The organism is Shewanella sp. SR44-3, from assembly GCF_014163735.1.
Lineage (GTDB): Bacteria > Pseudomonadota > Gammaproteobacteria > Enterobacterales > Shewanellaceae > Shewanella.
On record NZ_JACJDV010000034.1, the window covers coordinates 1 to 26378 of the forward strand.

At 45.2% G+C, this 26378-nt stretch carries 19 protein-coding genes and 2 tRNA genes; 8 read left to right on the top strand and 13 right to left on the bottom strand.

Going from position 1 to position 26378, the window contains the following annotated elements; translation table 11 throughout:
- Positions 1–451: 451 nt before the first annotated feature.
- A complete protein-coding gene (gene pssA / locus H5073_RS14295) occupies positions 452–1252 on the bottom strand; it encodes a CDP-diacylglycerol--serine O-phosphatidyltransferase (protein WP_182680241.1) in 801 nt (266 codons plus the stop codon).
- A gap of 92 nt (positions 1253–1344) precedes the next feature.
- Here pssA and H5073_RS14300 point away from each other — a divergent pair, with 92 nt between their 5' ends.
- On the top strand, positions 1345–1800 hold the full coding sequence (locus H5073_RS14300; RefSeq protein ID WP_182680242.1) for a DUF4124 domain-containing protein: 456 nt from the start codon (positions 1345–1347) through the stop codon (positions 1798–1800).
- Positions 1801–1958: 158 nt separating this feature from the next.
- Here the strand turns inward: H5073_RS14300 and clpB are convergent, their stop codons facing one another.
- The 3 genes from clpB to rluD form a co-directional block, all read right to left on the bottom strand.
- A complete protein-coding gene (gene clpB, locus H5073_RS14305; protein ID WP_182680243.1) occupies positions 1959–4547 on the bottom strand; it encodes an ATP-dependent chaperone ClpB in 2589 nt (862 codons plus the stop codon).
- A gap of 297 nt (positions 4548–4844) precedes the next feature.
- On the bottom strand, positions 4845–5648 hold the full coding sequence (gene pgeF / locus H5073_RS14310) for a peptidoglycan editing factor PgeF (RefSeq protein ID WP_182680244.1): 804 nt from the start codon (positions 5646–5648) through the stop codon (positions 4845–4847).
- A 64-nt stretch (positions 5649–5712) separates the two neighbouring features.
- Positions 5713–6687, bottom strand: a complete 975-nt coding sequence (rluD, locus tag H5073_RS14315; RefSeq protein WP_182680245.1) for a 23S rRNA pseudouridine(1911/1915/1917) synthase RluD — start codon at positions 6685–6687, stop codon at positions 5713–5715.
- 123 nt (positions 6688–6810) lie between these two features.
- Between rluD and H5073_RS14320 the strand changes: the two genes are divergently transcribed.
- The 3 genes from H5073_RS14320 to H5073_RS14330 all read left to right on the top strand — a co-directional run bounded on the left by H5073_RS14320 (position 6811) and on the right by H5073_RS14330 (position 8024).
- The gene (locus H5073_RS14320; RefSeq protein ID WP_182680246.1) at positions 6811–7572 is read left to right on the top strand and encodes an outer membrane protein assembly factor BamD; all 762 of its coding nucleotides are present in this window, start codon (positions 6811–6813) and stop codon (positions 7570–7572) included.
- Between the two features lie 234 nt (positions 7573–7806).
- A tRNA-Phe gene (locus H5073_RS14325) sits at positions 7807–7882 on the top strand.
- Positions 7883–7937: 55 nt separating this feature from the next.
- Positions 7938–8024: transfer RNA gene (locus H5073_RS14330), tRNA-Leu, on the top strand.
- Between the two features lie 229 nt (positions 8025–8253).
- Here H5073_RS14330 and H5073_RS14335 read toward each other — a convergent pair.
- From H5073_RS14335 to cobA, 6 genes are all read right to left on the bottom strand, one after another.
- Entirely contained in the window at positions 8254–8907 is a 654-nt protein-coding gene (locus H5073_RS14335) for an MOSC domain-containing protein (RefSeq protein ID WP_182680247.1), read from the bottom strand.
- Between the two features lie 515 nt (positions 8908–9422).
- Positions 9423–10040, bottom strand: coding sequence for an adenylyl-sulfate kinase (cysC, locus tag H5073_RS14340; RefSeq protein WP_182680248.1), 618 nt, complete (start codon positions 10038–10040; stop codon positions 9423–9425).
- Positions 10041–10082: 42 nt separating this feature from the next.
- The gene (locus H5073_RS14345; protein WP_182680249.1) at positions 10083–11807 is read right to left on the bottom strand and encodes an SLC13 family permease; all 1725 of its coding nucleotides are present in this window, start codon (positions 11805–11807) and stop codon (positions 10083–10085) included.
- A 3-nt stretch (positions 11808–11810) separates the two neighbouring features.
- Complete coding sequence (cysN, locus tag H5073_RS14350; protein ID WP_182680250.1) at positions 11811–13253, bottom strand: sulfate adenylyltransferase subunit CysN; 1443 nt, start codon at positions 13251–13253, stop codon at positions 11811–11813.
- A gap of 64 nt (positions 13254–13317) precedes the next feature.
- Positions 13318–14226 carry a sulfate adenylyltransferase subunit CysD gene (cysD, locus tag H5073_RS14355; protein ID WP_182680251.1) on the bottom strand — a complete coding sequence of 303 codons (909 nt, stop codon included), beginning with the start codon at positions 14224–14226 and terminating at the stop codon, positions 13318–13320.
- Positions 14227–14282: 56 nt separating this feature from the next.
- Positions 14283–15104, bottom strand: coding sequence for a uroporphyrinogen-III C-methyltransferase (cobA, locus tag H5073_RS14360; protein WP_182680252.1), 822 nt, complete (start codon positions 15102–15104; stop codon positions 14283–14285).
- Positions 15105–15331: 227 nt separating this feature from the next.
- Between cobA and H5073_RS14365 the strand changes: the two genes are divergently transcribed.
- From H5073_RS14365 to H5073_RS14375, 3 genes are all read left to right on the top strand, one after another.
- Complete coding sequence (locus tag H5073_RS14365; protein WP_182680253.1) at positions 15332–16315, top strand: phospholipase A; 984 nt, start codon at positions 15332–15334, stop codon at positions 16313–16315.
- A gap of 115 nt (positions 16316–16430) precedes the next feature.
- On the top strand, positions 16431–17243 hold the full coding sequence (locus tag H5073_RS14370; RefSeq protein ID WP_182680254.1) for a RecX family transcriptional regulator: 813 nt from the start codon (positions 16431–16433) through the stop codon (positions 17241–17243).
- An 82-nt stretch (positions 17244–17325) separates the two neighbouring features.
- A complete protein-coding gene (locus H5073_RS14375; protein ID WP_182680255.1) occupies positions 17326–18681 on the top strand; it encodes a S41 family peptidase in 1356 nt (451 codons plus the stop codon).
- Positions 18682–18811: 130 nt separating this feature from the next.
- Here the strand turns inward: H5073_RS14375 and H5073_RS14380 are convergent, their stop codons facing one another.
- Positions 18812–20017, bottom strand: coding sequence for a DUF3103 domain-containing protein (locus tag H5073_RS14380; RefSeq protein ID WP_182680256.1), 1206 nt, complete (start codon positions 20015–20017; stop codon positions 18812–18814).
- Positions 20018–20406: 389 nt separating this feature from the next.
- Here H5073_RS14380 and H5073_RS14385 point away from each other — a divergent pair, with 389 nt between their 5' ends.
- Entirely contained in the window at positions 20407–22131 is a 1725-nt protein-coding gene (locus H5073_RS14385; protein WP_259394908.1) for an amidohydrolase, read from the top strand.
- A 135-nt stretch (positions 22132–22266) separates the two neighbouring features.
- Here H5073_RS14385 and ushA read toward each other — a convergent pair whose 3' ends face one another.
- Together ushA and H5073_RS14395 are read right to left on the bottom strand one after the other, a co-directional pair.
- Positions 22267–24000, bottom strand: coding sequence for a bifunctional UDP-sugar hydrolase/5'-nucleotidase UshA (ushA, locus tag H5073_RS14390; RefSeq protein WP_182680257.1), 1734 nt, complete (start codon positions 23998–24000; stop codon positions 22267–22269).
- Between the two features lie 166 nt (positions 24001–24166).
- Positions 24167–26344, bottom strand: coding sequence for an endonuclease (locus H5073_RS14395; protein WP_182680258.1), 2178 nt, complete (start codon positions 26342–26344; stop codon positions 24167–24169).
- Between the last annotated feature and the right edge of the window lie 34 nt (positions 26345–26378).

Here is a 26378-nt window from a genome sequence, read left to right on the forward strand (position 1 = left end):
GTTTTTTCAAACTTTCTTTTCGCTTTGATTTAAGCGGTTAACTGTTTCAAATCAACCTATAAACCAAACTGATTCAGCGTTGGCGTGAACCGTTTGCCGTCTCAGTGGTTGCGCATTATAGGCAGCTTAATATTTTACGCAAGCATTGTTTCAAATTAAATCCACAAACCGCGCTCAAGCGAACAATTAACCACCACGACTGTATAGATACGCCGCACTTCGTCTAATTCCCCATCACATCGATAGAGTCATGCTCTCAATGCGGCTAATAAGTGTAGTACAGATTTGAGCAATGCAAAACCCAAAGGGGGCTTTTCTTCACAAAACTCAGCGTTGAAGTAAAGCTGCATAAATGAAAAGCCAATGCCTAACACTATCTGCTGTTCATTGGCTTACTCTTTAAATCTTAATCTTTCAACTTCTGACAGCTTGAGTATACAAAATGCTACTACTATAAGGATGGCTTGTCTTTTTCCTCAGCAACTGGAGTAGGAGTTTCAGCTTGCTGTTGATTAAGCTGACTGCCTTTAAGTTTCTTTATCGCCTTAATCGTAATGAAGGGACCTGAGAGTGCATATATATAGAAGCCAACACATAACACTATTGCAGGTTCAACAGATATCAGCACAAAGCCCCCGACAATACTGAGCATGACCAAAAAATTAACCTTTCCGCGCCAATCGACTTCTTTAAAAGAATGATAACGAAAGTTACTCACCATGAGTAATCCTGCAGAGGCTGTCATTAATGCCATTAAATAGCTGATGTGATTTATTTCAAATTGATATCGTGCGCCGCACCAAATACTCCCTGCCAGCATCGCAGCCGCAGCTGGACTTGCAAGCCCTTGGAAATAGCGCTTATCTGCCACTCCGACTTGGGTATTAAAACGGGCTAATCTTAATGCCGCCGCCGCGCAATAGATGAAGGAAGCAGCAAAGCCTAATTTACCGAGATCGGCCAAGGCCCAATTGTAAGCTAGCAGCGCAGGCGCTAAACCGAAGGACACCATATCAGCCATGCTGTCATATTCAGCACCAAAATCACTCTGGGTACTGGTGAGCCTGGCCACTCGACCATCAAGACCATCGCAAATCATTGCAATAAAAATAGCAATAGCAGCAGTTTCGAAGTCACTATTCATCGAGCTAATAATGGCGTAAAAGCCTGAAAACAGCCCTGCGGTAGTAATGATGTTTGGCAATAAATAAATGCCTTTATTTTTTATTGTTGGTTCTGTTGATTTTTGCATACACTTTAAACAAAGTTAGTCACAATTAAACAATGCCTCACAATAGCATAAATTTATTGAATGCCAACTCAGTTCAATTCCTGGAGCTCAAGATGCTAACGCTACGCCCACTTGTTATTCTATTTTCTACTATTGCTATATTGTGTTTATCCTTAAGTACCAGTGCAACGGTTATTTATTCTTGGGTAGATAAAGACGGTAAAACCCACTACAGCCAAGAGCCCCCTGCCGAAGCAAATGCTGAACGCCAGTACAGTGAAGATATAGAAAGGGATAAAATAGGTTATGTTGCACCTATTAAGAAGACCACTCAGTCATCCGATGAAGCACTTCGTCAAGCTGAAGCCTTGGTCATTAAAGAGAAAGACAGTAAACAGGCTGACAGCATCTGCGATAACGCCACTCACAGTCTAAAAGTATTGACCACTCACAGTAATTTAAACCGCAAAAATGAGCAGACCGGTGAAGTCGTCACCATGACAGAGGTTGAGCGACAAGCGGCGATTAAAGAAAACCAAGAAAGAGTAAAACTCTTCTGCCAACCATAATCTCTATTTAAGAGGTCTATTTATACTTGAAGTGCTTATACCGCCAGTGCCGCAGACCCTAATGATATTCGCTCCAATAAAAAAGCTAGCCGAGCATAAAATGCCGAGCTAGCTTATTCGTTTCATGAGTCAACAGGTTGAATCAAACAGCGATACACTTAAATAGAACGCCTTAACTGCTTAAATACTAAGTGACCATTATCGGCATCCAATTTTATCGTTGTTCCCGGAACTAGCTCACCACGCAGTAACTTCTGCGCTAATGGATTTTCCACCTCTTGTTGCAGCGCCCGCTTCAATGGTCTTGCACCATAGACAGGATCAAAACCTGCTGCTGCGATAAATGATAACGCGGCATCGGTAACCATGAACTCATAGTCTTTTTCTTGCAAACGCTTACGTAAAGATTCAATCTGGATACCAGCAATGTGCTTAATGTTGTCTTTATCTAATGGATGGAACACCACAGACTCATCAACACGATTCAAAAATTCCGGCCTAAAGCTGTGAGTAACCACATCCATCACAGCAGCTTTCATCTCTTGGTAACTTAACGTGCCAAAACCTTCTTGAATAATGTCAGATCCTAAGTTAGAGGTCATGATGATAACAGTATTCTTAAAGTCAACCGTTCTACCTTGGCCATCAGTTAAACGGCCATCGTCCAAGACTTGTAGCAATATATTGAAGACATCCGGATGGGCTTTTTCAATTTCATCGAGCAAAATAACCGAATAAGGCTTACGGCGAACCGACTCAGTTAAATAGCCGCCCTCTTCATACCCCACATATCCTGGAGGCGCGCCCACCAAACGGGACACTGAGTGTTTCTCCATAAATTCAGACATGTCGATGCGCACTAAGGCAGCTTCGGTATCGAATAAAAACTTAGCCAGTGATTTACACAACTCAGTTTTACCCACACCCGTTGGGCCTAAAAATAAAAATGAACCAATAGGCCGCTGGGGATCGGCAAGTCCTGCTCGGCTACGTCTAATCGCATTGGATACCGCTTCAACGGCTTCAGATTGACCTATCACTCGCTGATGCAGTGCGGATTCCATTTGCAGTAATTTTTCACGTTCGCCTTCGAGCATTTTTGATACAGGGATCCCTGTCGCTTTAGACAGTACCTCGGCAATCTCAATGTCTGTCACTTTATTACGCAATAAGGTCATGTCTTGCATCTCAGCTTGAGATGCTAAATCAAGCTGCTTTTCCAGCTCAGGAATTCGACCATATTGCAGCTCAGACATTCTGGTTAAGTCACCAGCACGCCTTGCCACATCTAAATCCATGCGCGCTTGTTCAAGATCCGCTTTAATATGCTGCGTACCTGCAAGGGCTGCTTTTTCTGTGTGCCAAATCTCATTCAGCTCAGATGCTTTAGATTCAACGTCCTTAAGCTCATGCTGTAAATGTTCTAAACGCTTACGACTAGCATCATCGGTCTCTTTACTTAATGCTTGTTCTTCTAATTTCAATTGGATAGCGCGGCGCTCTAATCTGTCTAAAGATTCAGGCTTAGAGTCGATTTGCATCCTGATGCTGGAGGCTGCCTCATCAATTAAGTCGATAGCTTTGTCCGGCAGTTTTCTATCTGAAATATAACGGTGAGACATGCTCGCCGCCGCCACAATCGCCGGATCGGTAATTTCCACATGATGATGCAGCTCATACCTTTCTTTAAGACCACGTAAAATTGCTATGGTGTCCTCAACGCTTGGCTCATTAACTAATACCTTTTGAAAGCGGCGCTCTAATGCTGCATCTTTTTCTATGTATTGGCGGTATTCATCCAAGGTGGTGGCGCCAACACAATGCAAATCACCGCGGGCGAGCGCAGGCTTAAGCATATTGCCCGCATCCATGGCACCTTCACCTTTACCGGCACCCACCATGGTATGCAGCTCATCGATAAACAGGATCACTTGGCCTTCTTCTTGAGAAAGCTCATTGAGAACAGCTTTTAATCTTTCTTCAAACTCACCACGGTACTTAGCGCCGGCTATCAAGGCGCCCATATCCAGCGACAACACCCGCTTGTTCTTTATACCTTCTGGCACTTCGCCGTTAACGATACGCTGAGCTAATCCTTCAACAATGGCGGTTTTACCCACGCCAGGATCGCCAATAAGCACAGGGTTATTTTTACTGCGACGCTGTAAAACTTGAATAGTGCGGCGAATTTCTTCGTCACGGCCAATCACAGGATCTAACTTCCCCTGCTCGGCACGTTCGGTGAGATCTACGGTGAATTTTTTCAGTGCCTGGCGCTGATCTTCGGCATTAGGGTCGTCCATTTTCTGACCCCCACGCATACTCTCTATGGTTTTTTCTAATAGTTCTGTGGTCGCACCCGCATCTTTCAAGCTGCGAGCTAAGGCATCGTTCCCTTCTAAAGCCGCTAAAATAAACAGCTCAGAAGAAATGTACTTGTCTTTACGCTTTTGCGCTAACTTGTCACACAGATTTAATAGACGAATTAGGCCTTGGGATAACTGAACATCACCACCTGTACCATCAACTTGTGGTAAGCGCTCTAATTCTTGGCTAATGGCCGAGCGCAATGCACTGACTCGGATCCCTGCTTGAGTGAGCAATGGATGAATTGAACCTGAGTCCTGATTCAACAACGCCATCATCAAATGAATGGGTTCAATTATTTGATGATCACGCCCCAGCGCTAACGATTGTGCATCTGAAATGGCAATCTGAAACTTGTTGGTCATTCTATCGAGTCTCATGGGGCCTCCAAAAAAGAATAAAAGAAAAGGGTACGTAATTAACGAAGTCAATCTCGCTCTACGCTTACTATTAAGATGGGGGTATAAAAAATATTTTCAAGTTTAATCATTAAAAAATGAACACTTAACCTGATTTTCTATGCTGAACTCAATGGCCAGGCCATGACAACTTGTGCTCTCGTATTTAAGCTCAGTCATTTATCTGCTAACGCTTTAGATTAGCCGCTTTAGCTTAGCTCTTTGAATTGGCTCTTTGAGTTAGCTCTTTGAACTAGCTCTTTAAGTTAGCCCTGTAAATTAGCCCTTTGGCTTAAGCCAAACTAATGAAGCCATTCGTCCCGTTGGGCTGCCTCGTCGGTAGGAGAAATAATCAAGGTTTGTAAAAGTGCACACACTGGCACTGTGAATGGCATGAATACCTAACGCCTGTAAACGCAGCTGAGCTAGACCTTCAAGGTTTGCTAAAAATTTGCCGCCTCTAGCACAAAAATATTGCGCCGCATCGGCATCTTTCGCGCAAAAGGCTTCACGCACCTCAGCGCCGACTTCAAATGCTAATGGCCCAATGGCAGGCCCAAGATACGCAATGATATTGGCTGTTGGGCATTGAAACTTAGCCACTGTTGCTTCTATCACGCCATGACACAAACCACGCCAGCCAGCATGAACGGCCGCCACTTCAGTACCTTGGGTATCGCAAAGTAAAATAGGTAAGCAATCTGCTGTCATCACAGCGCACACTCGATTGGGAAGATTAGTGTAAACCGCATCAAAGCGTAAATTTTCGTCGCCAATAAGCCTTGAGTGAATACCTGTATTGGAGTGAGAGTCTGTATTTAAATGAATGTCTGTAACAGGAGGAATGTTCAGTTCGGCCAAATCTAACACGTCAGTGCCATGAACCTGTTCAAGCCAAGTAATAGGGGTTGATAGCTTAAGTGAGCTTTGCAGTATTTGACGATTAGCCAGTACATCAGCCACAACATCGCCTACGTGGGTGCCTAAATTCAGGCTGTCGAAAGGAGGATGACTCACGCCGCCATGACGATTTGTCATGGCGATAGACACATTATTAGGAATGGGCCAAACGTGAGTAAACATAGTCGGTATTCTCGATACTCTCGATATAAACAATATCCAAGCTGTTATAGGGACTATATGCCTATTACAGGTACTCGATTGGATTCTCTTCAGTATCTTTACGCAATGCTTTAGTCAGCAACACCATATCTTCAGGGATAGGTGCTTGCCAACTCATGATCTCACAAGTGTAAGGATGAGATAATTCCAGCCTAACTGCATGCAATGCCTGACGGCCAAAGTTTTTCAATATATCAAAAAATTCTGGACTGGCATTTTTAGGTGGTCTTGGACGACCACCATAAACAGGATCGCCAACCAATACATGACCAATGTAATCCATATGAACACGGATTTGGTGAGTACGCCCGCTTTCTAAGCGTAAACGCAAACGAGTATGAGCACGAAACTTTTCAGCAACACGATAATGAGTCACAGAAGGTCTGCCGCCATGCTGCACTGACATCTGAGTGCGTTTAGTCGGATGACGCTCAATAGGCTCATCAACTGTACCGCCAGCAGTCATAGTACCAAGTACTATAGCTTCATATTCGCGTACAATTTCACGGGCTTGCAAGGCTGTAACTAAATGCGTTTGTGCTTCAACCGTCTTAGCTACCACCATTAATCCTGTGGTGTCTTTGTCTAAACGGTGCACAATACCTGCGCGCGGTACCATTTCAATGGCAGGACAATGATGCAATAACGCATTCATTAAGGTGCCGTCGGCGTTACCTGCACCTGGATGCACCACAAGGCCTGCTTGCTTGTTAACAATAATGATATGGTCATCTTCATAGACGATGTTTAGGTCAATTGCTTGCGCTTTTGCCTTAACTTCTTCTTCAAATGTTGCTTCTATCTCAATTTGTTGCGACTCTAGTACCTTCTCGCGAGGTTTATCGACTTTTACACCGTCGACATAAACTGCACCAGATAAGATCCATTCTTTGATGCGCGTGCGGGAATAATCAGGGAACAACTCGGCCAAAGCTTGGTCTAATCTTAAGCCTGTTTGTGTTGCTGTGATCTCGCTTTTTAGATTAATCTCTTGTGTCATAGGAACCGTACCCCATTTTAGGGGTCCAAAGTAAATGTGCTATCTGTTACAATCGGATGTTTTCTATTTTATCGTGAAATGGAAAAATTCTTAACAACAACTTAAAAAGAATTGAATTCAAGTATGTATAAATTTGCCAAAGGTGCCGCCCTAGTTATGTTGTCACTCGCTATTACAGCGTGTAGCAGCAGCCCCGAAGATGCTGACATTGCTAACAAAAAGTCGCCAGAAGCGCTTTATGCACAAGCAAGAACCTCAATGGAACTAGGTAATTATTCTAAAGCCGCTCGCTCACTCGAAGCATTAGATTCTCGCTATCCATTCGGTCCACATAAGACCCAAGTTCAGCTAGATCTCATTTTTGCTTACTATAAAATGGATGACGCCGCCTCTGGGTTGGCTAATATTGACCGTTTTTTACGCTTAAATCCAACCCACCCAAATATCGACTACGTGCATTATATGCGTGGTTTAACTAATATGCAGGCAGATAATTATTTATTTCATGACATGTTAGATATTGACCGCACAGATCGTGACACACAAAACGCTCAAGATGCCTTTAAAGACTTCGACAAACTCATCAAAAGCTACCCAAATAGCAAGTACGCAGCCGATGCTCAGCAACGTATGCAATATTTGAAAAACCGTTTGGCCAACTACTCGGTGATCGTTGCAGAATACTACATCAAGATGAATGCGTGGAGCGCTGCCGCTGTACGTGCACAGACAGTCATGGAGAAGTTCCCAAATACTCCTTCTACTGAACGTGCACTTGAAATCATGGCACAAGCATATCAGGAACTAGGCCAAACACAGTTAAAGCAAAATGTATTAACAGTGCTTAAGGCAAACTTCCCAAATAATGAAACACTAACGAACTAATTTCAGCCCATTAATCGGTGCATGATATAGGTTAATCGCTAAAAACGCTCTTCGGAGCGTTTTTTATACCTGTAATTCAAACTTTCTCCAAATAGCATCAATTTATCCAAAGATGCCAGACTTGTTCAAAAGGCCATCAAGACGAATAAAAGTTACTCAAACAAACGCCTTTTTAATAAAAAAATGAAAAACAGGTTGACTCAAATAGGCAAAACCCTTTAAATTGCGTCCGTCGCCCGAATAGCTCAGTCGGTAGAGCAGAGGATTGAAAATCCTCGTGTCCCTGGTTCGATTCCGGGTTCGGGCACCACTTTTACAATCAGTGGCCAAGGCGGCTGATAACAAAGCGTTGTGATGCGATAAATGCAGGTGTGGTGGAATTGGTAGACACGCCAGCTTCAGGTGCTGGTGCTCGCAAGGGCGTGAAAGTTCAAATCTTTTCACCTGTACCAGACGCAACTTTGAAAGAACAAACAAAAAAGCCTCGCAATGCGAGGCTTTTTTGTATCTGCAGTTTAACGATCACCTTGATAGGTATTGTGGGCAGCCTAAAAAAACAGTCAGTGTAATGTCGTCTGTTAGTCGTCAAAGGCTTGCCATGGCTTATCGGCTTCACAGACAGCCACCAATACTCATTATTCAAGCGGGTCTCGTGCTAGAGACTAACGACCTTTGGCTGCCCTAGTCGTTTGTTATAGACAACCTTTTTGCCAGTTTATCTTTCCATTCTGGCGCAAGCTCTTTCAAGTCTAAAGCTTCTGAAAAACCCCTCTCTAAACCCACATAATTTCGATCAAAATATGCCTGGAACAGTTTTTTTATGCTGATATCGTGGGTAGCATGTTTCTCAATTGATACTGTATCCCCAGTTTGGGCGCCCCCAGTCTCTAGCACCCTAAAATACACGCCGGTACAGTACGTTTTTGTAAAAAGCTTAACGGCATTAGCATTATTCAGCGCTATCCCAAGTTTGAAACAAGGTACCCTTGGCTGACTCACTTCAAGTAGCGCTGAACCGAAGCGAAACTGATCGCCAATCTTCACATCCTCTTCGGCTAAGTTTGATACGCTAAAGTTTTCACCGAACGCCCCATATGAAAGATCTTGATTAGCTAAAATCCCCTTCCAATAGTCATAGTGATTAACTGAAAAAGCATAAACGGCTTTATGCTCGCCACCGTGATGAATAAGATCGGCTTGCTCGTCGCCAATAATGTTGTACGTCTCAATCGTCACTTCATCGCCAGTCGGTACTTTAAATATCCCCGTTTTGACGTCTTTCCCGTTATGCAAAATGGTTTTTGCTCTAGAAATGTTTGTTGATATTATTTTCACGTTAAAACCCATATATGAAGAAAAGCTAACGTCTTACTGCACTGAGTGCCTGATAAAGCTTAGGTGTAAGTAATTGATTAACTTAATCCTACATTCCATGAACGCTTGAAGTAAAGCGCTTAATTCACTTACTCGTTTGTTAGAAAATCGGATCTGAGTCCAGTGGCATAGCCCATTTGGGACAAAAGTTTGTCTGCAAAAGGAAAATATCCAAGCAATAACATCCATATTAAAAATCCAGTTCGGCATCTGTGCCTCTCACTCATAAGCGCAATCACCTAAGTGCCATGGGGCGCTTTTACGCCAGCCTCCAATTACCCTGCTGTTAATCTCTAATCATTCAGTGAAGATGTAATGATTAACCTAGGTCACTGATATGAAATCTAGCAATAAAAAAACGAGACTCGCGTCTCGTTTTAATTACCTGCTTTCAAGCGACTAAGAATAGCCGCCTATGCCTTAGTGACTTGCATCAAGCCCACTGGCTTATATGAACTGTTTGATGCAAACCAAGCTTATGCCAAGGCGCTGAGCTTATTGGCATCTATCACTTCAATGGCAGTTAAGTAGGCTAGCATGGCCTGTACCTGAGTGGCTAAGTCGCCTCTACTGGTGTCTATGGTGAGTTCTGCGGCCGTTGGCGCTTCATAGGGTGATGAAATTCCTGTGAAGTCTTTAATCTCGCCGCTGCGGGCTTTGACGTATAAGCCTTTAGGGTCGCGGGCTTCACACACGCTTAGGGGTGTCGATACGTGGACTTCGATAAAGCGCCCTTCGGGGAACAAGGCGCGCACCCGGTCGCGCTCAGCGCGGGTGGGCGAAATAAAAGCCGATAACACCACAAGGCCGGCATCGACCATCAATTTAGCCACTTCACCTACGCGGCGCAGGTTCTCGTCTCTGTCTGCGAGGCTAAAACCTAAGTCCTTGCATAAACCGTGACGCACATTGTCGCCATCGAGCAAATAGGTATGAAAGCCTGCATCAAATAAAGCGCGCTCCAATGCCCCTGCAAGGGTCGATTTACCCGCGCCAGAAAGCCCAGTAAACCAAAGTAGCACAGGATTTTGACTCTTCTGCGCCCCACGGGCTGCCTGATCAATGCTATGTTGATGCCACACTATATCTGTCATAAAAACTCCAACGCTCATCAAAATGAGTCTGTGCCATAGGGCCTAAAACGGGAAAAAGTAAGGCACGGCGATGATCACCGCTGCCGAGTACACTAAGGACAAAGGCAAGCCTAAGCGCACAAAATCACTAAATTGGTAATTACCGGCATTAAACACCATTAAGTTGGTCTGATAACCATAGGGTGAAATAAAGCTGGCACTGGCGCCAAACACTACGGCCATAATAAAAGGCCTAGGGTCGACGCCGTAACTCATGGCTAAGGCGTAGGCGACAGGGAATGCCAAGGCCGCAGCGGCATTATTGGTAATGACTTCTGTGACGATAAGCGTCATCAAGTACACCCCAACAAAAGCAGCAAACACCCCATAACCGTCAAATACCTCCAACAAACCTTGAGCCATCACATCGGCAAGCCCAGTGCTTATCATCAGGTTGGCAAGCCCTAAGGCACTGCCGACAATCACCACTAATTCAAGCGGAAAGCGGCGTTTAATTTCGCTCACAGTCACAGCGCCTATGGCAAGGTAACTGAGCAGCAGTATGACTAGCCCTTTGGCTAACGGAAATAAACCTGCCACACTGCCCATTATGGTCAAGGCGAAGCCCAGCAATACCCAATGGCCGCGCTTGTCATCTAAGCGTACGCTTAAATCCAGTCCGCTTATGGCGGCAAAATCATCGGCTAGGCGTGGCTTCTTGGTAAAACTGTCCCCAGGGGTTAGCAATAACACGTCACCGGGTTGCAGTTCGATATCGCCAAGGCCGCCCTTTAATGGCTGATGACCACGGCGAATGGCCATCACGGCGGCATCGAATTCTTCACGAAAACGCGAGTCTTTAAGGCTAGTGCCCACCAAGGAGGAGGATGGCGCTAACACGGCTTCAATCAAATTTTGCCCTTTGGCTTGCTGTTTGCCAAACCAATTGAGGCCATCAAACTGATGCAATAACTCCACCGACTCCACTGCGCCACTAAAGCGCAATACATCATCGGCTTGTAACACAAGTTGCGGCGGCACAGGACAAATTCGAATGCCACTGCGCTCAAGTTCGACTAAATACAATTTCTTTAATGCCCGCAGGCGATTATCTTGCACGCTTTTGCCCACTAACTTTGAATTTTTAGCAATGTGCGCCTCAAGCAAATAAGGCAAGGCCTCGTCATCGGTCTCATCGCGCCTATCGGGCAATAGATGGGCCAGTGGAATAAGTAGCAGCAAACCCGATACCACGACTATGATGCCAACTGATGTGAACTCGAAAAAGCCTAAGGGCTTAAGGCCGGCATTCTCCACAAAGGAGTTAACGATTAAGTTGGTCGAGGTACCAATTAGGGTTAAGGTGCCACCTAAAATGGCGGCATAATTTAATGGCAATAATAACTTAGTGGGCGCATGGGCCTGGTTGCGCCGCACTACACCAATTAATGAGGCCACTACCGCAGTATTGTTGGTAAAAGACGACAGTACAGCGGTAGAAATGCCCAGTTTAGCCAAGGTTAAGGTTAGCGACCCCTTACTAATGGCTTGGCTGAGTTTGCCAAGTAGTGAAGTTTTCTCAAGGGCGGTGGCAGCGAGCACTAATAAAATTAAGGTGATCAGACCATTATTGGTAAAGCCTGCCAGGGCAGTGTCTAAACTCACTAAGCCTAGTAAATAGCTTGCCAGTCCCGCGAAAAAAAACAAACTCGCGGGATTGGCGCGGCCGCTAACAAGCCCAGCCACCAAGGCAACTAAAATTGCTGTTAACAGCCAAAGTTCGCTCATAGGCTAGTTACCTAACACGCTTATATCGCGGGCATTCCAGTGAGGAAAATGCTTACGCACTAAGGCATTAAACTCAAGCTCAAAGGCGCTGTATTCACCTGTTGTTTTTGCTTCACCTAAGTGACCACTTACGACCATCACGGCGGCAACTGTGGCGTTAGTTAAGCGATCGATTAAGATCATCCCGCCGGTATCACGCACTAAGCTGTAAGCATCGACCACAATCGCTTCGGTGAGCTCAAGTTTGACCCTAGCAATAGTGTTTAAACTTAAGCTAGTGGCGCCGCTGCGAGCCAAAGTATTCACATCAACGACGTATTCAATCTCACTCACTTGGGCCTGAGTTTTCTTACCGGCCACTTTTAAATCGTATAATTGACCCAGTTGTAATGGCTTTTCATCCATCCACACCAAATCGGCAGTGATATGATCACCAAGGGTTGGCGCTGTCTCAGGTTGGGCCAATAAATCCCCCCTTGAGATATCGATTTCATCTTCTAAGGTGATGGTCACGGCTTGGCCAGCAACCGCTTGGGCTAAATCGCCATCGAATGTGACTATGCGTTCAACCTTGCTACGCTTGCCCGATGGCAAGGCCACCAGCTCGTCACCGACTTTAATCACCCCAGATGCCAAGGTGCCAGCAAAACCGCGGAAATCAAGGTTTGGCCTTTGCACATATTGCACCGGGAAACGCACAGGAAGCTGAGTCAACTCACGTTGAGTGTCTATGGTTTCAAGTAGTTGCAACAAGGTGCCGCCTTGATACCAATCACAGCGCTCACTTGGGTTCACCACGTTGTCGCCATTTAAGGCAGACAGCGGCACGTAATGAATATCTAAGTCGCCAAAGTCCTTCACAAAGTCGGTAAAGTCGGCTTGGATTTTATTGAAGACGTCTTGGTTAAAATCCAATAAATCCATCTTGTTCACCGCCACTACAAAGTGGCGAATACCCAGAAGCGATGCAATGAAGGCATGGCGTTTAGTCTGAGTCTGCACCCCATAACGGGCATCCACTAAAATCACCGCTAAATCACAGGTCGAGGCGCCGGTAGCCATATTGCGGGTGTACTGCTCATGGCCTGGGGTATCGGAAATAATAAATTTACGTTTTTCACTGGAGAAATACCGATAAGCCACATCTATGGTGATGCCCTGTTCACGCTCGGCTTGCAAGCCATCCACCAACAAGGCTAAATCTATGGCTTCACCTGTGGTGCCCATTTTAGAGCTGTCATTTTTAAGCGTGGCCAGCTGATCTTCATAAATTTGCGCGCTGTCATGGAGCAAACGACCAATTAAGGTACTCTTACCGTCATCGACACTGCCACAGGTTAAAAAGCGCAATAGGCCTTTTTTCTGCTGCAAGGCCAAATACTCTTTAACGCCATGTTGTTCAATTTCTGCCGCCATACGGCTAGTGTTACTCGCTGCTTTATCCATCTTAATTCTCACTCTCTATACTGCTTGCTCGAAGACTTCTGTAACGGGGTTGCCTTGGCAAGCCTTAGAAGTAACCTTGACGTTTCTTATGCTCCATGGAGGCACTTTGATCTGAATCTATCAGTCGCCCCTGACGTTCGCTGGAGCGGGTTAGCAGCATTTCTTCGATAATCTTTTCTAAGGTGTCGGCCTCTGAATGCATGGCCGCAGTTAACGGGTAACAGCCTAAGGTTCTAAAGCGCACTTTCTCGGTTTTCACCGCTTCGCCCGCCTCAATAGGCATACGGTCATCATCCTTAAGAATAAGTTGACCGCCCTTTTCCACCACCTGACGGTCTGCGGCAAAATACAGTGGCACAATTTCGATATTCTCTTGATAGATGTATTGCCAAATATCCAGTTCAGTCCAGTTAGATAGCGGGAACACACGAATGCTCTCGCCCTTGTTGACTGCGCCGTTATAGGTGCGCCACAGTTCTGGACGTTGATTCTTTGGATCCCATCTATGGTGACGATCGCGAAAAGAATACACTCGCTCTTTGGCACGGGATTTCTCTTCATCACGGCGAGCACCACCAAAGGCGGCATCGAAACCATGTTGGTTTAGGGCCTGCTTTAATGCTTGGGTTTTCATTATGTCAGTGTGTTTCGCACTGCCATGGGTGAAGGGACCAACGCCTTGTTCAACCCCTTCCTGATTGGTGTGAGTTAACAGTTCAAAGCCGAACTTTTTCGCCTGTGCATCACGAAACGCAATCATCTCCTTAAACTTCCAACCTGTATCCACATGCAGTAAAGAGAATGGAATTTTGCCAGGATAGAAGGCTTTGCGGGCCAGATGCAGCATCACAGAGGAATCTTTACCTATGGAATACATCATCACAGGGTTATCAAATTCGGCGGCAACTTCACGGATGATCTGAATACTTTCCGCTTCTAACTGTTGTAAATGGCTTAATACCTGCACGGCCATGATGCTTCTCCACTTAACATGCTGTTTCCAGCATAAATATTGACTGAAAACGAGGCCTAATTGCTGCTCGTTTTTACATTTGTGTGTGTTTGTTGCTGAGTTAATGCCGAAGGCTCAAACCAATTAAGCGTATCGGCCAGTTGCACCACTTCGCCTATGATCATCAAGGCTGGCATCTGCAAAGCAGGATCTGCCGCCAATTGCGCTAAGTCGTTTAAGTTACCGATAAAACGCTGCTGGGATGCTGTGGTGGCTTTTGACACTATCGCTACAGGTGTGTCTGGGCTGCGGCCTGCGTTAATCAAGCCATCGCGAATAATATTGGCGTTCAAAATCCCCATATACACCACTAAGGTGTTATTGGGGTTGGCATAACCTTGCCAGTCCATTGGGCGGCTGGCTAACTGGCAATGGCCAGTAATAAAGCTCACCCCTTGGGCATAATCTCTGTGAGTGAGCGGAATGCCCACATAGGCTGAGGTGCCGCTTGCTGCTGTAATGCCGGGCACCACTTCAAAGGCAATATCGCTGGCCACTAAGGTTTGCAATTCTTCGCCGCCACGGCCAAATATAAAGGGATCACCGCCCTTAAGACGCACCACATTTTTACGGGTGTAGGCCTTAGTGACCAATAACTGATTAATATCATCTTGGGGTGCACTGTGCTTACCCGCACGCTTACCTACGGCAATTTTTTCGGCAGTTGAGGGGATTAAATCTAAGATATCTTGGCTTACCAAGGCATCATAAAGCACGACATCGGCACTTTTCAGCACCCGATAAGCCTTCATGGTCAGTAATTCCACATCGCCTGGGCCTGCGCCCACTAACCAGACTTTACCTTTAGCCACTTGGCCTGGCATTGAAACAACTTCCATGACGCATCCCCACAATATTGACAGGTATCCAATATAGCGGTTTAGATATTCCTTATGTAATAGATAATAGTTAGTTTTTATAACTTATAGGTATATAGGAACTATTCACAGTCTCAAAAGGCTGATTTTTCGGTTAAATAACCCGCTCAAGGGATAAATTATATAGAATACAACCAGCACCTATATTAAGGCAGTCGAACCCATTAAGAGGCGAACAGCGAAATATCATGCATAACAATAAAACCTTACCTTCAGCGTTAGTCCTTTACCGCCATACAGCAATCGCGGCGATACTCAGTCTATTCGCCGCACCTGCGCTGGGAAAAAATGATATCCAGCTCACCACTGTGCCATCAAACAGTAAGCAACAAGTCGATGCAACCACTGAAGAAACCTCATTAGTGAGTGAGCGAGTAAAAGATGAGCTTGCGACGTCAGAAAGCCCATTTGTGCTCACGCCCCATAAGGTGAACTATTTCTTACCGGCCACCTATAACAGCAACCCTAATAACGCCCCATTTGCCGCCCAATTTGATCAAGGCGATTATCAGCTCGATGAAATGGAAGCTAAATTCCAACTCAGCTTTAAATTTCCTTTAGTTTACAACCTATTTGGTGACAACGGACACGTATTTTTGGCTTATACCAACCAATCTTACTGGCAGGTTTACAATCAAGACATTTCCTCACCGTTTCGAGAAACCAATCACGAACCTGAAGCTTTTATCTTATTCAATAATGATTGGCAGATAGGCGGGTTTACCAATTCATTTATTGGCTTTGGCGCAGCCCATCAGTCAAACGGTAAAGCAGGATTGCTATCACGCAGTTGGAACCGACTTTACGGCACCATGATATTCGATAAAGGCCCCTATGCCTTCTCAGTGAAAGCTTGGTGGCGCTTACCTGAAGATGCTAAAGAAACCCCTGATTCGCCAAAAGGCGATGATAATCCAGATCTCACCGACTACTTAGGCCATGTTGAATTCACCGGAGTATACGGATTAAATGAACACAGGTTTAGTCTGTTGCTGAGAAATAACTTTAACGACCCCAATCGTGGTGCGCTAGAGCTCACCTGGAGTTACCCCATCATGGGTAATTTGCGGATTTATACTCAGTATTTCAACGGCTATGGTGAAAGCTTGATTGATTATAATCATCATAATCAGCGCATTGGCATAGGGTTTTCCATTAACGATATTCTCTAGTTAAGCTTCACACCAAGGGCGACAACATTGCCCTTGGTTATAACCTTAAAGCACACCTTTATGGATGTCATTAAGCGTGAGGTAATGTTCACTTTTTAATTTAAGATCAAATTTTATGCAGCAGCAACGTCCACTACGTCAAGCCAAAACCATAGATAATGTGTTTAATAGCGCTTACTGGCACCTTGGCCAGCAAGACTTTACCATTAATGAAATCCGCATCAAGCTTGAGCGTAAAACTGAGAATCTACAATGGATTGAAACTGTACTCGCGAGGCTAATTGAAGGCGGCTATTTAAGAAACGACCTAGATTTTGCACTGCGTTATTGCGAGACAGCCTTTAGTAACGAAATCGGTAAAGGCGCAATCAAGCGAAAATTACAGCAGAGAGGCATTTCGGCGACCGACATTGACACCGCCATAGCCCAAGTGATGGATGAACAGCAAATCGATACTTTTGAGATGGCAACCTCTAGGCTATTGAGTAAATTTGATGATTTTTCCGCCACAACCAAAGAAAAAGTTTACTCCCAGATGACCAACAAAGGTTTTTCAGCCACAGAAATCGATCATGCCATCTCACAACATCCCGAGCGAGAAACCCTGCGCAGTAAATTAGCTGTCAAAGCTGACAAGGTAAATTTATCTTCTGAAATCATCAAACTGTTTAAAAAAGGCAAAGGTAAGACGCTTATCTTGCAAGAGCTTAAACAGCGACTGATTGATATCAGTGACCTTGAAGAAATCTTATATCAGTTAATGCTCAGCGATGAAGTCGATTTTTATCAAAGCTGCAAAAATGAGCTGGCTAAAAAGCGCTATGATTTATCGGATTATAAGGACAAGTCAAAAGCCTATGCGTATTTATCCCGCAAAGGCTTTAGCAGTGATGAAATCAAACAAGCCATGGTGCTAGATGATGAATAAGATTGGTATCACTCTGCCAAACAAGCGCACTCATCAAGCGCACTAGCACGTTATCGTGATTATTTATAAATAAGGAAGTTTAATGTATAAAAAATGCTTATCTGTAGTGCTATCTTCAGCACTTGCTTTCATGTTGAGCACAAGCGTTCACGCGGGCAAGGATAACAAGCTGACCAAGGAAGATAAAATCTACGGATTATCCCTTTACTGGAAGGAAGCCCGCGACAATTTCGCCTATTTTGATCAAGTACCAGATCTGGACTTTGACGCCGCTTATCAGTCATTTATTCCTCGAGTGTTAGCCACTGAGTCAGACTATGAGTATTACCGTGAACTCATGCGCTTTAATGCCTTGCTCAAAGATGGCCATACCAATGTCTTTTTACCCAAAGGATTAGCGCAAGGTCAGCTTGACTGGCCAGGCATAGGTCTTTATGAGGCAAATAAAGAAGCCGTGGTTATTTCAACGAGTCAAACTTTGCAGCACAAGATCCCACTGGGCTCGACTTTGTTAAAGGTGAACGACATCGATTTAGCCACTTACCTTAAAGATTCAGTCATGCCCTATATCGCAAGCTCTACCGAGCACATTTTATGGCACAGCGCCGTAAAGGATGCGCTAGGTGGCAAACCCGGCACCCAAGTTAAACTCACTCTTACAACACCACAAGGTGAAATAAAGTCGCTGACACTTGTAAGGGATAGTAACTTGAGAAAAAGCACTGACCCTGAGGATAGCAAGCCAATTTCTCTTACGCGTCCCAGCTCTAATGGTGAGTTACTCGAATTTAAATGGTTAGAAAAAGGGATGGGCTATTTAGCCTTAAATGGATTTCATGATAAGCAGATTTTAGCGGATTTTTACGCCGTTTTAGATGATATTCGCAAAGCCAAAACCTTAATTATAGATTTGCGTTTTAATGGTGGTGGAGACTCGCTAATTGCCGCAGAAATATTATCACATTTTAGTAAAACTGAACTCAAAGGCGCTATTTGGAAGACCCGTAAACATATCGCAGCCTATAAGGCATGGGGAAAGTTTGATGTTAAGTATCAAGAGTATGCGAATGATAATGCTTGGAAGAGTGGTGATATGGAAGTCTTTCCAGCCAATGACAACCCAATTATTGTGCCCACCTATGTGCTAACCAGCAGAGACACGGCTTCTGCGGCTGAAGACTTCCTTATTTATGCAGACTCGTTACCCCACTTTACCCTGATAGGGGAAAAAACCTATGGCAGTACTGGTCAGCCTATCTTCTTTGATTTGCCAGGTGGTGGTTCATTTAGAATATGCACTAAACGAGATACTTACCCCGATGGCCGTGAATTCGTGGGCTACGGCATCATTCCTGATGTGTTAATGACAATTACCCCACAGAGATTAATTGCCGAAGAAGACTTTATGCTTAAGGAAGCCATTAGTAGGCTTAGGTAAATCACCAAAAAGAAAAGGTCAGCAGACCTTGGCATAATGCCTTGGCTTGCTGACCTAGTGTTTAGCACTTCTACACTTAAACCCTTGCTAATTTTAGACTTCACTCAGCCTAAGCGCTCATTCTCAAACCCTACCTTGGGTTGATCTGTAGCGGCTCAAAGCTTGCTGTTGCATTACCATTAGCGCCTTTATGACTGGGGTAATATACCCCCTCTTGCAAGGTGTAATACACGTCAACAAAGTCGTCGTCATTGGTAAACCATGCATCGGGCATTACCGCTAAAATACCATTGGTTATCTGGGCGATGACCGCAAAACCTTGTACTTGCGGATCGGGGATTAAACGTAATATTTGCTCCGCCGCCTCAATCAACTTAGTCGCTAAGGCCTTATAGTTAGTGCCATCATCGTGTTCCATTAGCACCATGTCGGCCGCAGCCCAACGGTAACGCTGCCAGTGGATCACTATCTGGTTTGGATAGTATTCCTTATCCGCATAATCTAAATAAGGCATTTCAACGATATCAAGTACTGGCTCATCACGACTTGGCGACACCCCTGTGACTATGGCATATACCTCAGCTTTACCCGAAATCCACGGCTCCATATCATCATTAAGCGAAATTTGCTTAATTACAGTCGTAGATAGTGGGGTATCGGCGCTAGGTAAACTAGGCGCGGCATTTTGCTGTAACCACTTATTCGACTTTTGAAGCTTTATCCCAGTTTTTTGAGCTGCGGCAAAGGTACTACGCATCTGAGCAATACCCGCCTTCATGGCTTTTTTGTTATCTAAACCCACCACAAATACTGGCCGCTCTGGCAATGCATACACGTCTAATAAATGAACATTACCTTGAGTATCAAACGCTTCGATATAATCCCATTGACTATCATCGCCGTCGGGTTCAAAGGCAAATAATGGTGACTCACCTTGCTGCCAGGTCGTTAACATACTGGTATCTGCTAACCGCAGTTGCACTAGATCTGTGGTGCCTGGTAAGCCTTTTTGCTGGCTCATCAAAGCATCAGCTTGCTTCAATACCTTGGCATCAAATGCAGGCTGCAATGCCATATCTGTGGCACTTACTGACAACTGATACTGGTTAATGTTTTGCTGTAACAAGGGCTCAAGCTGTCTATATTGACGGCTTAAATCCAAAGCTATTTGCCGCTTAGACTGTGCAAGAGGTACAAGTAAAGCGTGAGGGTCCACAGCCTGAGTTGGGCTAAATCCTCTGATATTGCTGTCTTGTGTTTCAGCTTGGGCTGTGCAGCTTGCCGCAGCCATTAACATCATCAGTGTGGTGGCTATAGTCTGAGTAGTGGCTTTCATGGGCATCCCCTTAACATTAATTATTAATTCAAACGCTCGCTTGAATTGACTCAATAACACCACAGCCCAAAGGGAATGTAAATACCTTGTTAATCTAATTTTTACTATCTAGCCAAAAGTATGATCTGCAATCAGCAGCACTAGTCGCTGACAATAAAAAATTGTTGCTAAAATCAGTCACTCACATACTCTTAGGAAATAAGAGTCATACTGCGGATAAGGAATATCAGATGGAAATTAATCAGGCTCATTTATCATTGGTCGCGCTGATGCGCCCAACAACACCAGAGTTTCGCCGCTTTTCAAAACTTGCTTGGCCAGCTAACTACCTGCATCGACCATTAATAAGCCTAATTACTGCATTAGCAGTATTACTAAGTCCTTCCTTGATGGCTCACACTTCACTTATCAGCAATATTGAAGGCTACAGTGTCACCGCGGGAAAATTAAGCCGCTTTAACGCCATCTTGTTCACCAATGATAAAATAGATGCCCTCTACGGCCATGACTTCCCCGCAGCCCCTAACTCTTTTGATCATTTATTGTATGAACACCATCACCAAGATGATTTCAGCCACAGCAGCCGTATCGACAATAGTGAAATCAAACATATTGATGGCAAAGGGCTCAGCTTATTACCTGGACTTATTGATGCTCATGGCCACGTATTGGGCTATGGTTTGAGCTTATTACAAGCCCAGCTTAGGGACAGTCAAAGCGAACAAGATGCCATCACTAAAGTGCAAGCCTTCAGAAAAGCTCATCCGCAATTAACTTGGATTCAGGGCAGAGGATGGAATCAAGTATTGTGGCCAAGTAACGCCTTTCCCAGCAAAAATGCCTTAGATATTGCCTTCCCCACCACTCCTGTTTGGCTAGTACGCATTGACGGCCATGCCGGCTGGGCCAATAGCGCCGCCATGAAGCTTGCAAAAATTGACAGCAAGACTCAGGCCCCCACTGGTGGTGAAATAATCCGTGACGCTCAAGGGCAACCCACAGGGGTGTTTATCGACAACGCCATGGGATTGATTTCATCTAACATTCCACCGCTGAGCTTAAATGAGCAAAAAGCCGTGTTACTGACCTCATTACAACAACTTGCCAAGCTTGGGCTCACCAGCGTCCATGACGCCGGTATTAGCAGCACCACAATTAAGGCTTACAAACAGCTGGATCAAGCCAAGCGCTTACCTATTCGTGTGTATGCCATGATAGATGCTACAGATGAGCACTACCGCGACCTGATTAAGGCAGGGCCCACCTTGAGCGACTTAGGCCACAGCGACATGCTGGCCATCAATAGCGTTAAAATTTCATCCGACGGTGCCCTAGGCAGCAGAGGCGCGGCGCTCATCAGCGACTACAGTGACAAAGCAGGCCACAAAGGCTTGCTGCTTTACCCTGAAGCTAAACTCAGCCAAACCATAGAAGCGGCAATGGCTGCGGGATTTCAAGTCAATACTCACGCCATTGGTGATGAGGCAAATAAACAAGTATTGGATAACTACCAGAGGCTCATAAAAAAAACCGATACCAAGGCCTTAAGGCACAGGATTGAACACGCTCAGGTGCTACAACTTGCCGACATTCCACGCTTCGCAGCTCTAGGGGTTATCGCCTCTATGCAGGCAACTCACGCTACCAGCGATAAAAATATGGCCGAAGACAGATTAGGCCCACAACGCATCAAGGGCGCCTATGCTTGGCAAAAACTGATACAAAGTGGCGCAGTCATCGCCGCAGGTTCAGATTTCCCCATAGAATCAGCCAATCCTTTTTATGGCTTACATGCCTCAGTCACAAGGCAAGATCAACACAATCAGCCAACAGATGGCTGGTACAACATAGAGCGCATGAGCATCACTCAAGCTCTTGAAAGCTTTACTTATAGTGCTGCCTTTGCAGCCCATCAAGAGCAGAGCATAGGTTCATTAGCGCCAGGGATGAAAGCTGATTTTATTTTGACTGATAAAAACATCTTTACTTCAGCGCCAGAACTTATCTGGCAAACCCAAGTTCAACAGACCTGGGTCAATGGTAGACGTCAATATCAAGCACCGACGACCACAACCGATACCGATGGAACAGTGCCAACTCACTTATTTAATTAGCCGAACAAGCGAGAGTTCATTATATTACTGCGCTGCGAAAGGCTCGCGCATACCTAAAAAAACAGCGCCAAACCGAAAGGTTGGCGCTGTTTAGCCTGCTAAGAGACTGTTGATTAACCCTATTAGATAATAAAGTTAACTGTCGCAACCATATGAACTGCTAGCATTGATATAGCTAACATCTTTCGCGGTGTCATAGTCAGCAGGATCAAGCGTGTCATGCTTTTTGATGAATTGATAAAGCATATCAGCATCAATAAAGCCTGTGTCTCGCGCCTTTTCTTTCAACTTGGGATAATTGTTACCGCCCGCGGCGTTATAGCTAGGGAGGGTAAATCGGTAGTGTTCCTCTAGTTTGAAGGGCTTGTTACCGACAGCGCTAATATCCACATCTTTAGCTTTACAGTCAACGGTCATCTTGATGCCGCTGAAATGAGCAAAGGCGCCAGAGCCTCGAGTCATAAGCGCAACCTTAGACAAATACTTTTTAAGCTCTGCACCCTTCATCTCCATCACACTCACACTGTTGGAAAAAGGCAGAACCTCAAGCACATCACGGTAACGGATCGCTCCTTTCTTAATTGTGGTACGAATACCGCCAGAGTTCATAATGCCGAAATCTGCTTGCACAGGAAGCTGAGTCTGGGCATGGGCTAGCATAATCCCTAGCGGTGTCGCTTGGTAACGAACAATGTCACGTTCACCAATAAAATCTGCCTTGGCAACACCTATTTCCTCCCTCAACTTAAGTTGCCCTTTCGCTTGATAAGGGCGAAGCAGCTCAAGGGTTTCTTTATCCTTAGGGGTCTGCATATGAACTGGATAGTAAGTACCAAATTTTGTTTCGATATTCACAGGCACCAAAGCGTATTTAGCCAAGTGTAACTTGCCGCCATAGTATTCAAAATCGGCGCGACCAACGTATTTGCCCCACTCATAGGCTTGCATGATCCAAGTGCCATTTTGACGATCCGGTTTACAGGGATCATCTCGACCATAATCTGCTACATACTTACCCGTGTCCTCTTCCATACAAACTGGCAACTGTGAGTGACCACCAATGATGGCCTGTATCTGGCCAGGCTCAAGGCTACGGGCTAGGGCGACATCACCTGGACCGTTACTGCCATGATTGCCATTTTCATAGTGACCCATGTGGGTAAGACCAAATACGAGATCTGGATGATGCTTCTGTTCAAGCTCTGCCAAAATCTCTTTCGCCTCAGCTTGAGCCGGAGTGAATTTGAAATCTGCAACGTATTCTGGATTACCAATCTCAGCGGTCTGCTCGGTAGTTAGGCCCACTACGGCTAACTTCAAACCTTGAATTTCGAATAGCTTGTAGGGCTCAAAGTAGCGCTGCCATTCACCATCAACCTGGCGGTAGATGTTGGCCGATAACCAAGGGAATTTTGACCAAGCTCTCTGCTTATCTATCACAGTCGATGGATTATCAAACTCATGGTTACCCACAGCCATGGCGTCATAGCCAAGATGGTTCATGCCGATAAAATCTGGCTCAGCGTCTTGCAAATCAGATTCCGGAACGCCAGTATTGATGTCGCCACCTGAGAGAAGTAAAGTCTCTCCACCTTGTTCGGCCACCTCTTTACGTATTTGATCCAGAATGGTTTTTCTTGCAGCCATACCATATGCACCATCTGAACCATGCCAAAAACGGCCGTGGTGATCATTGGTATGGAGCAAGGTGAAGCGCTTACAACCATCAATTGCTGTTTGACAGGCGTAAGATGCTGTCACCTTAGGCACCTTTTCCATCTTACTATTACCACAACCGCTCAGTGCTATCGCTAGCGTTATAGCTGAACCGGTGAGAAGCAGGTAAGAAGAGCTGAGTGGAGTATTCATAGTAATCCTTCAATATTATTCTGATAAACCTTGTCACTTCCTTTGATAGCCTATTTTTCATGGTGAGAATAAATCACACATGGCTAGGTTTAGGCAAGGTCTGTACAATAAAAAAAGCAGCACCCAGAGCTATCCCGATGCTGCTTTTTATAGGCTTATCTGATGATTAGCCTTGGCGACGACGCAACCAGATCAGCGGTAGCAGCAGAGTCATAAGACCGCCTAAGCTACCAGCCCCCTCAGGCTTAACCCAGCCATCAGTTATTTCTGTTTTTGTCACTGCGATACTGACAGACTTACTGAAGCTTTCTTTATCAGCATTGGTAACAGTCAGCTCAAAAACTAACGATTGATCTATGCTGACCTTAGGTGCAGTCACATCAAGTTTCAGCTCGGTGGCAGTAAACTTAGCAGTTGCGCCCGATACTTGCTTCCAGCTATATGTTGTTCCTACTGGCGCATCAGCAACCGTTGCTGTGATAGTCGTGCTTTGTTCTTCTGCAAGTTTAGTATTACCCGCAAAACCGACTTCCACCATGAAAGGCACGTTAACCACCCTCAGGCTAACCGCTTTGATTGTATCCAAAGTACCGTCGCTGATGGTTAAGGTGAAGTTCAAAGTCTCATCGGCTTTAACCTTCGGCGCAGTCAAAGACAAAACTGCCATATCGCCAACCAGCGTTTTCTCTTCGCCAACAATCTGTTCCCACTTGTAAGTAAGAGTAACGCCTTCGCCAGCACTGATTGCAGAGGCGTCTAGAGTGTATGCAGCGCCTTCAGTAACACTCTCAGGTGTAATGATATCACCTTCGACTACCAAACCAGGGTTTGGATCGTCACCACAAACTGCACCATACACTTCTTTTACTAACTCAGGACGGTCAATAAAAGGGTTACGGTTACCTTGGTATTTGTATACCTGGTTATTACGGTTTTGCTCGTAGCTATCAACAGCGTCTGACTGACTCCACGCATACATAGTACAAAGCGTACCAATCAGCGGAGCGTCATCCTCCTCGGTCGTCGTTAGACGATCAACTGCGATTAGATCAGGCATTTGAGTTGTCGCAGTATCTGTACCTTGATAGCGAGTATCCATATACATGATCATACGCGCGACATCGCCTTTGACAGCATCACGAGGCTCCCAGCAATCCGTAGCTTTATTCAGGTAGTTACCCGTACCTACACCGTTAAACATCACCTCTTCGCCGGTATCCTTACACGCACCAAAGTCATTGTTGCTGCGTGCTGTATTGATACCTACATCTGAAGGACGTAAGTGATGGGCATCGGTATAGCCCCACTGAGACTCATTTGGGAAGCCATGACTCTTGGCCCAAACGTGTTCACGGTTCCACTTACCTGTACCGCTTCCGCTAGTCTGGTTGTCGTACTTAGAAATAGAAAGGCCAGTGTAGATCTCAATCACATTCTTATCGTTGGCAGGATCTTGGTCAGCGTAGGTCAGTGCACTCCAAACCTGCTTATAACTCAGTTGCTTGTGATTTTTAGCAATGATAACAGACAGGGCATTTTTCAGTTCTTCAGCATTGGCAAAATCGCCACTGAGTACATCAGAGTAATAGATGTCAGCATTGAACGTCGCCGGATCGGCAACTGGAGTCAGCGTCTCACATCCAGAACAAGGACCTGTTTCCGGCTCTGGTGGCTTTGGTGGCTCTGGAGGCGTAACATCGCCAGAACAAGCTGTTTCACCTGGGCAGCCTAGACCTTTTGCATAATCTTCAGGCTTAGCGGCAGTTACAACAACCCACTGATTGTCAGCACCTGGAAAAGCTGCTTCGGCGTTGGTGTCACCTACAGTAACACTGGCCTTACGACGCAGAGCCTTGTTTAAGGTGGAGAAGTCTACATCGTTTGGATCAGTCCAGGCAGGAACCGGACGTTCGCCGCGCTTACCGAAGCGATCGATGACCACATCGTCTTTGGTTAATACCAACGCGTCATCACCGTTGTAATAAGTTATGGTCGAAGGATTACCAACTACTTTGTACTCATCTTCGGCACTAGCGTTAAAGAACACGATACTGGCATTGGGTGCTAAAGTACCGGTTAAAGTCTCAGTGGTACCTGGTTTTGAAGCATCGGCGCCATTGCCAAACAGGGTTAACTTATAAACGTTGGCACTCAAATCAATGGTAGTGCCACCTAGGTTGGAAATCTCTACAGCTTTATTATTGCTATTTGCCCCATCTTTAGCGTTGAATGTTTTATCGCCTTCAATGTACTCAGTAATAACTAAATTTGCACTCGCCGCTGTAGAAAAAGCGCACAAAGCTATAGCAGTTGCAGAGGCAACTGCACTCATTTTAATTTTCATAATGTTATCTCTTTTAATTCTTTGATGGGAAGCG

Bases quoted from the DNA above. Each gene is read 5' to 3' on its own strand.
- cysN (WP_182680250.1), bottom strand. From the start codon at position 13,253: ATGGATAAAGCAGCGAGTAACACTAGCCGTATGGCGGCAGAAATTGAA.
- clpB (WP_182680243.1), bottom strand. From the start codon at position 4,547: ATGAGACTCGATAGAATGACCAACAAGTTTCAGATTGCCATTTCAGAT.
- H5073_RS14300 (WP_182680242.1), top strand. From the start codon at position 1,345: ATGCTAACGCTACGCCCACTTGTTATTCTATTTTCTACTATTGCTATA.
- pssA (WP_182680241.1), bottom strand. From the start codon at position 1,252: ATGCAAAAATCAACAGAACCAACAATAAAAAATAAAGGCATTTATTTA.
- H5073_RS14395 (WP_182680258.1), bottom strand. From the start codon at position 26,344: ATGAAAATTAAAATGAGTGCAGTTGCCTCTGCAACTGCTATAGCTTTG.
- H5073_RS14385 (WP_259394908.1), top strand. From the start codon at position 20,407: ATGGCTCACACTTCACTTATCAGCAATATTGAAGGCTACAGTGTCACC.
- rluD (WP_182680245.1), bottom strand. From the start codon at position 6,687: ATGACACAAGAGATTAATCTAAAAAGCGAGATCACAGCAACACAAACA.
- cobA (WP_182680252.1), bottom strand. From the start codon at position 15,104: ATGGAAGTTGTTTCAATGCCAGGCCAAGTGGCTAAAGGTAAAGTCTGG.
- cysC (WP_182680248.1), bottom strand. From the start codon at position 10,040: ATGACAGATATAGTGTGGCATCAACATAGCATTGATCAGGCAGCCCGT.
- H5073_RS14320 (WP_182680246.1), top strand. From the start codon at position 6,811: ATGTATAAATTTGCCAAAGGTGCCGCCCTAGTTATGTTGTCACTCGCT.
- H5073_RS14370 (WP_182680254.1), top strand. From the start codon at position 16,431: ATGCAGCAGCAACGTCCACTACGTCAAGCCAAAACCATAGATAATGTG.
- H5073_RS14380 (WP_182680256.1), bottom strand. From the start codon at position 20,017: ATGAAAGCCACTACTCAGACTATAGCCACCACACTGATGATGTTAATG.
- H5073_RS14345 (WP_182680249.1), bottom strand. From the start codon at position 11,807: ATGAGCGAACTTTGGCTGTTAACAGCAATTTTAGTTGCCTTGGTGGCT.
- H5073_RS14365 (WP_182680253.1), top strand. From the start codon at position 15,332: ATGCATAACAATAAAACCTTACCTTCAGCGTTAGTCCTTTACCGCCAT.
- pgeF (WP_182680244.1), bottom strand. From the start codon at position 5,648: ATGTTTACTCACGTTTGGCCCATTCCTAATAATGTGTCTATCGCCATG.
- cysD (WP_182680251.1), bottom strand. From the start codon at position 14,226: ATGGCCGTGCAGGTATTAAGCCATTTACAACAGTTAGAAGCGGAAAGT.
- H5073_RS14375 (WP_182680255.1), top strand. From the start codon at position 17,326: ATGTATAAAAAATGCTTATCTGTAGTGCTATCTTCAGCACTTGCTTTC.
- ushA (WP_182680257.1), bottom strand. From the start codon at position 24,000: ATGAATACTCCACTCAGCTCTTCTTACCTGCTTCTCACCGGTTCAGCT.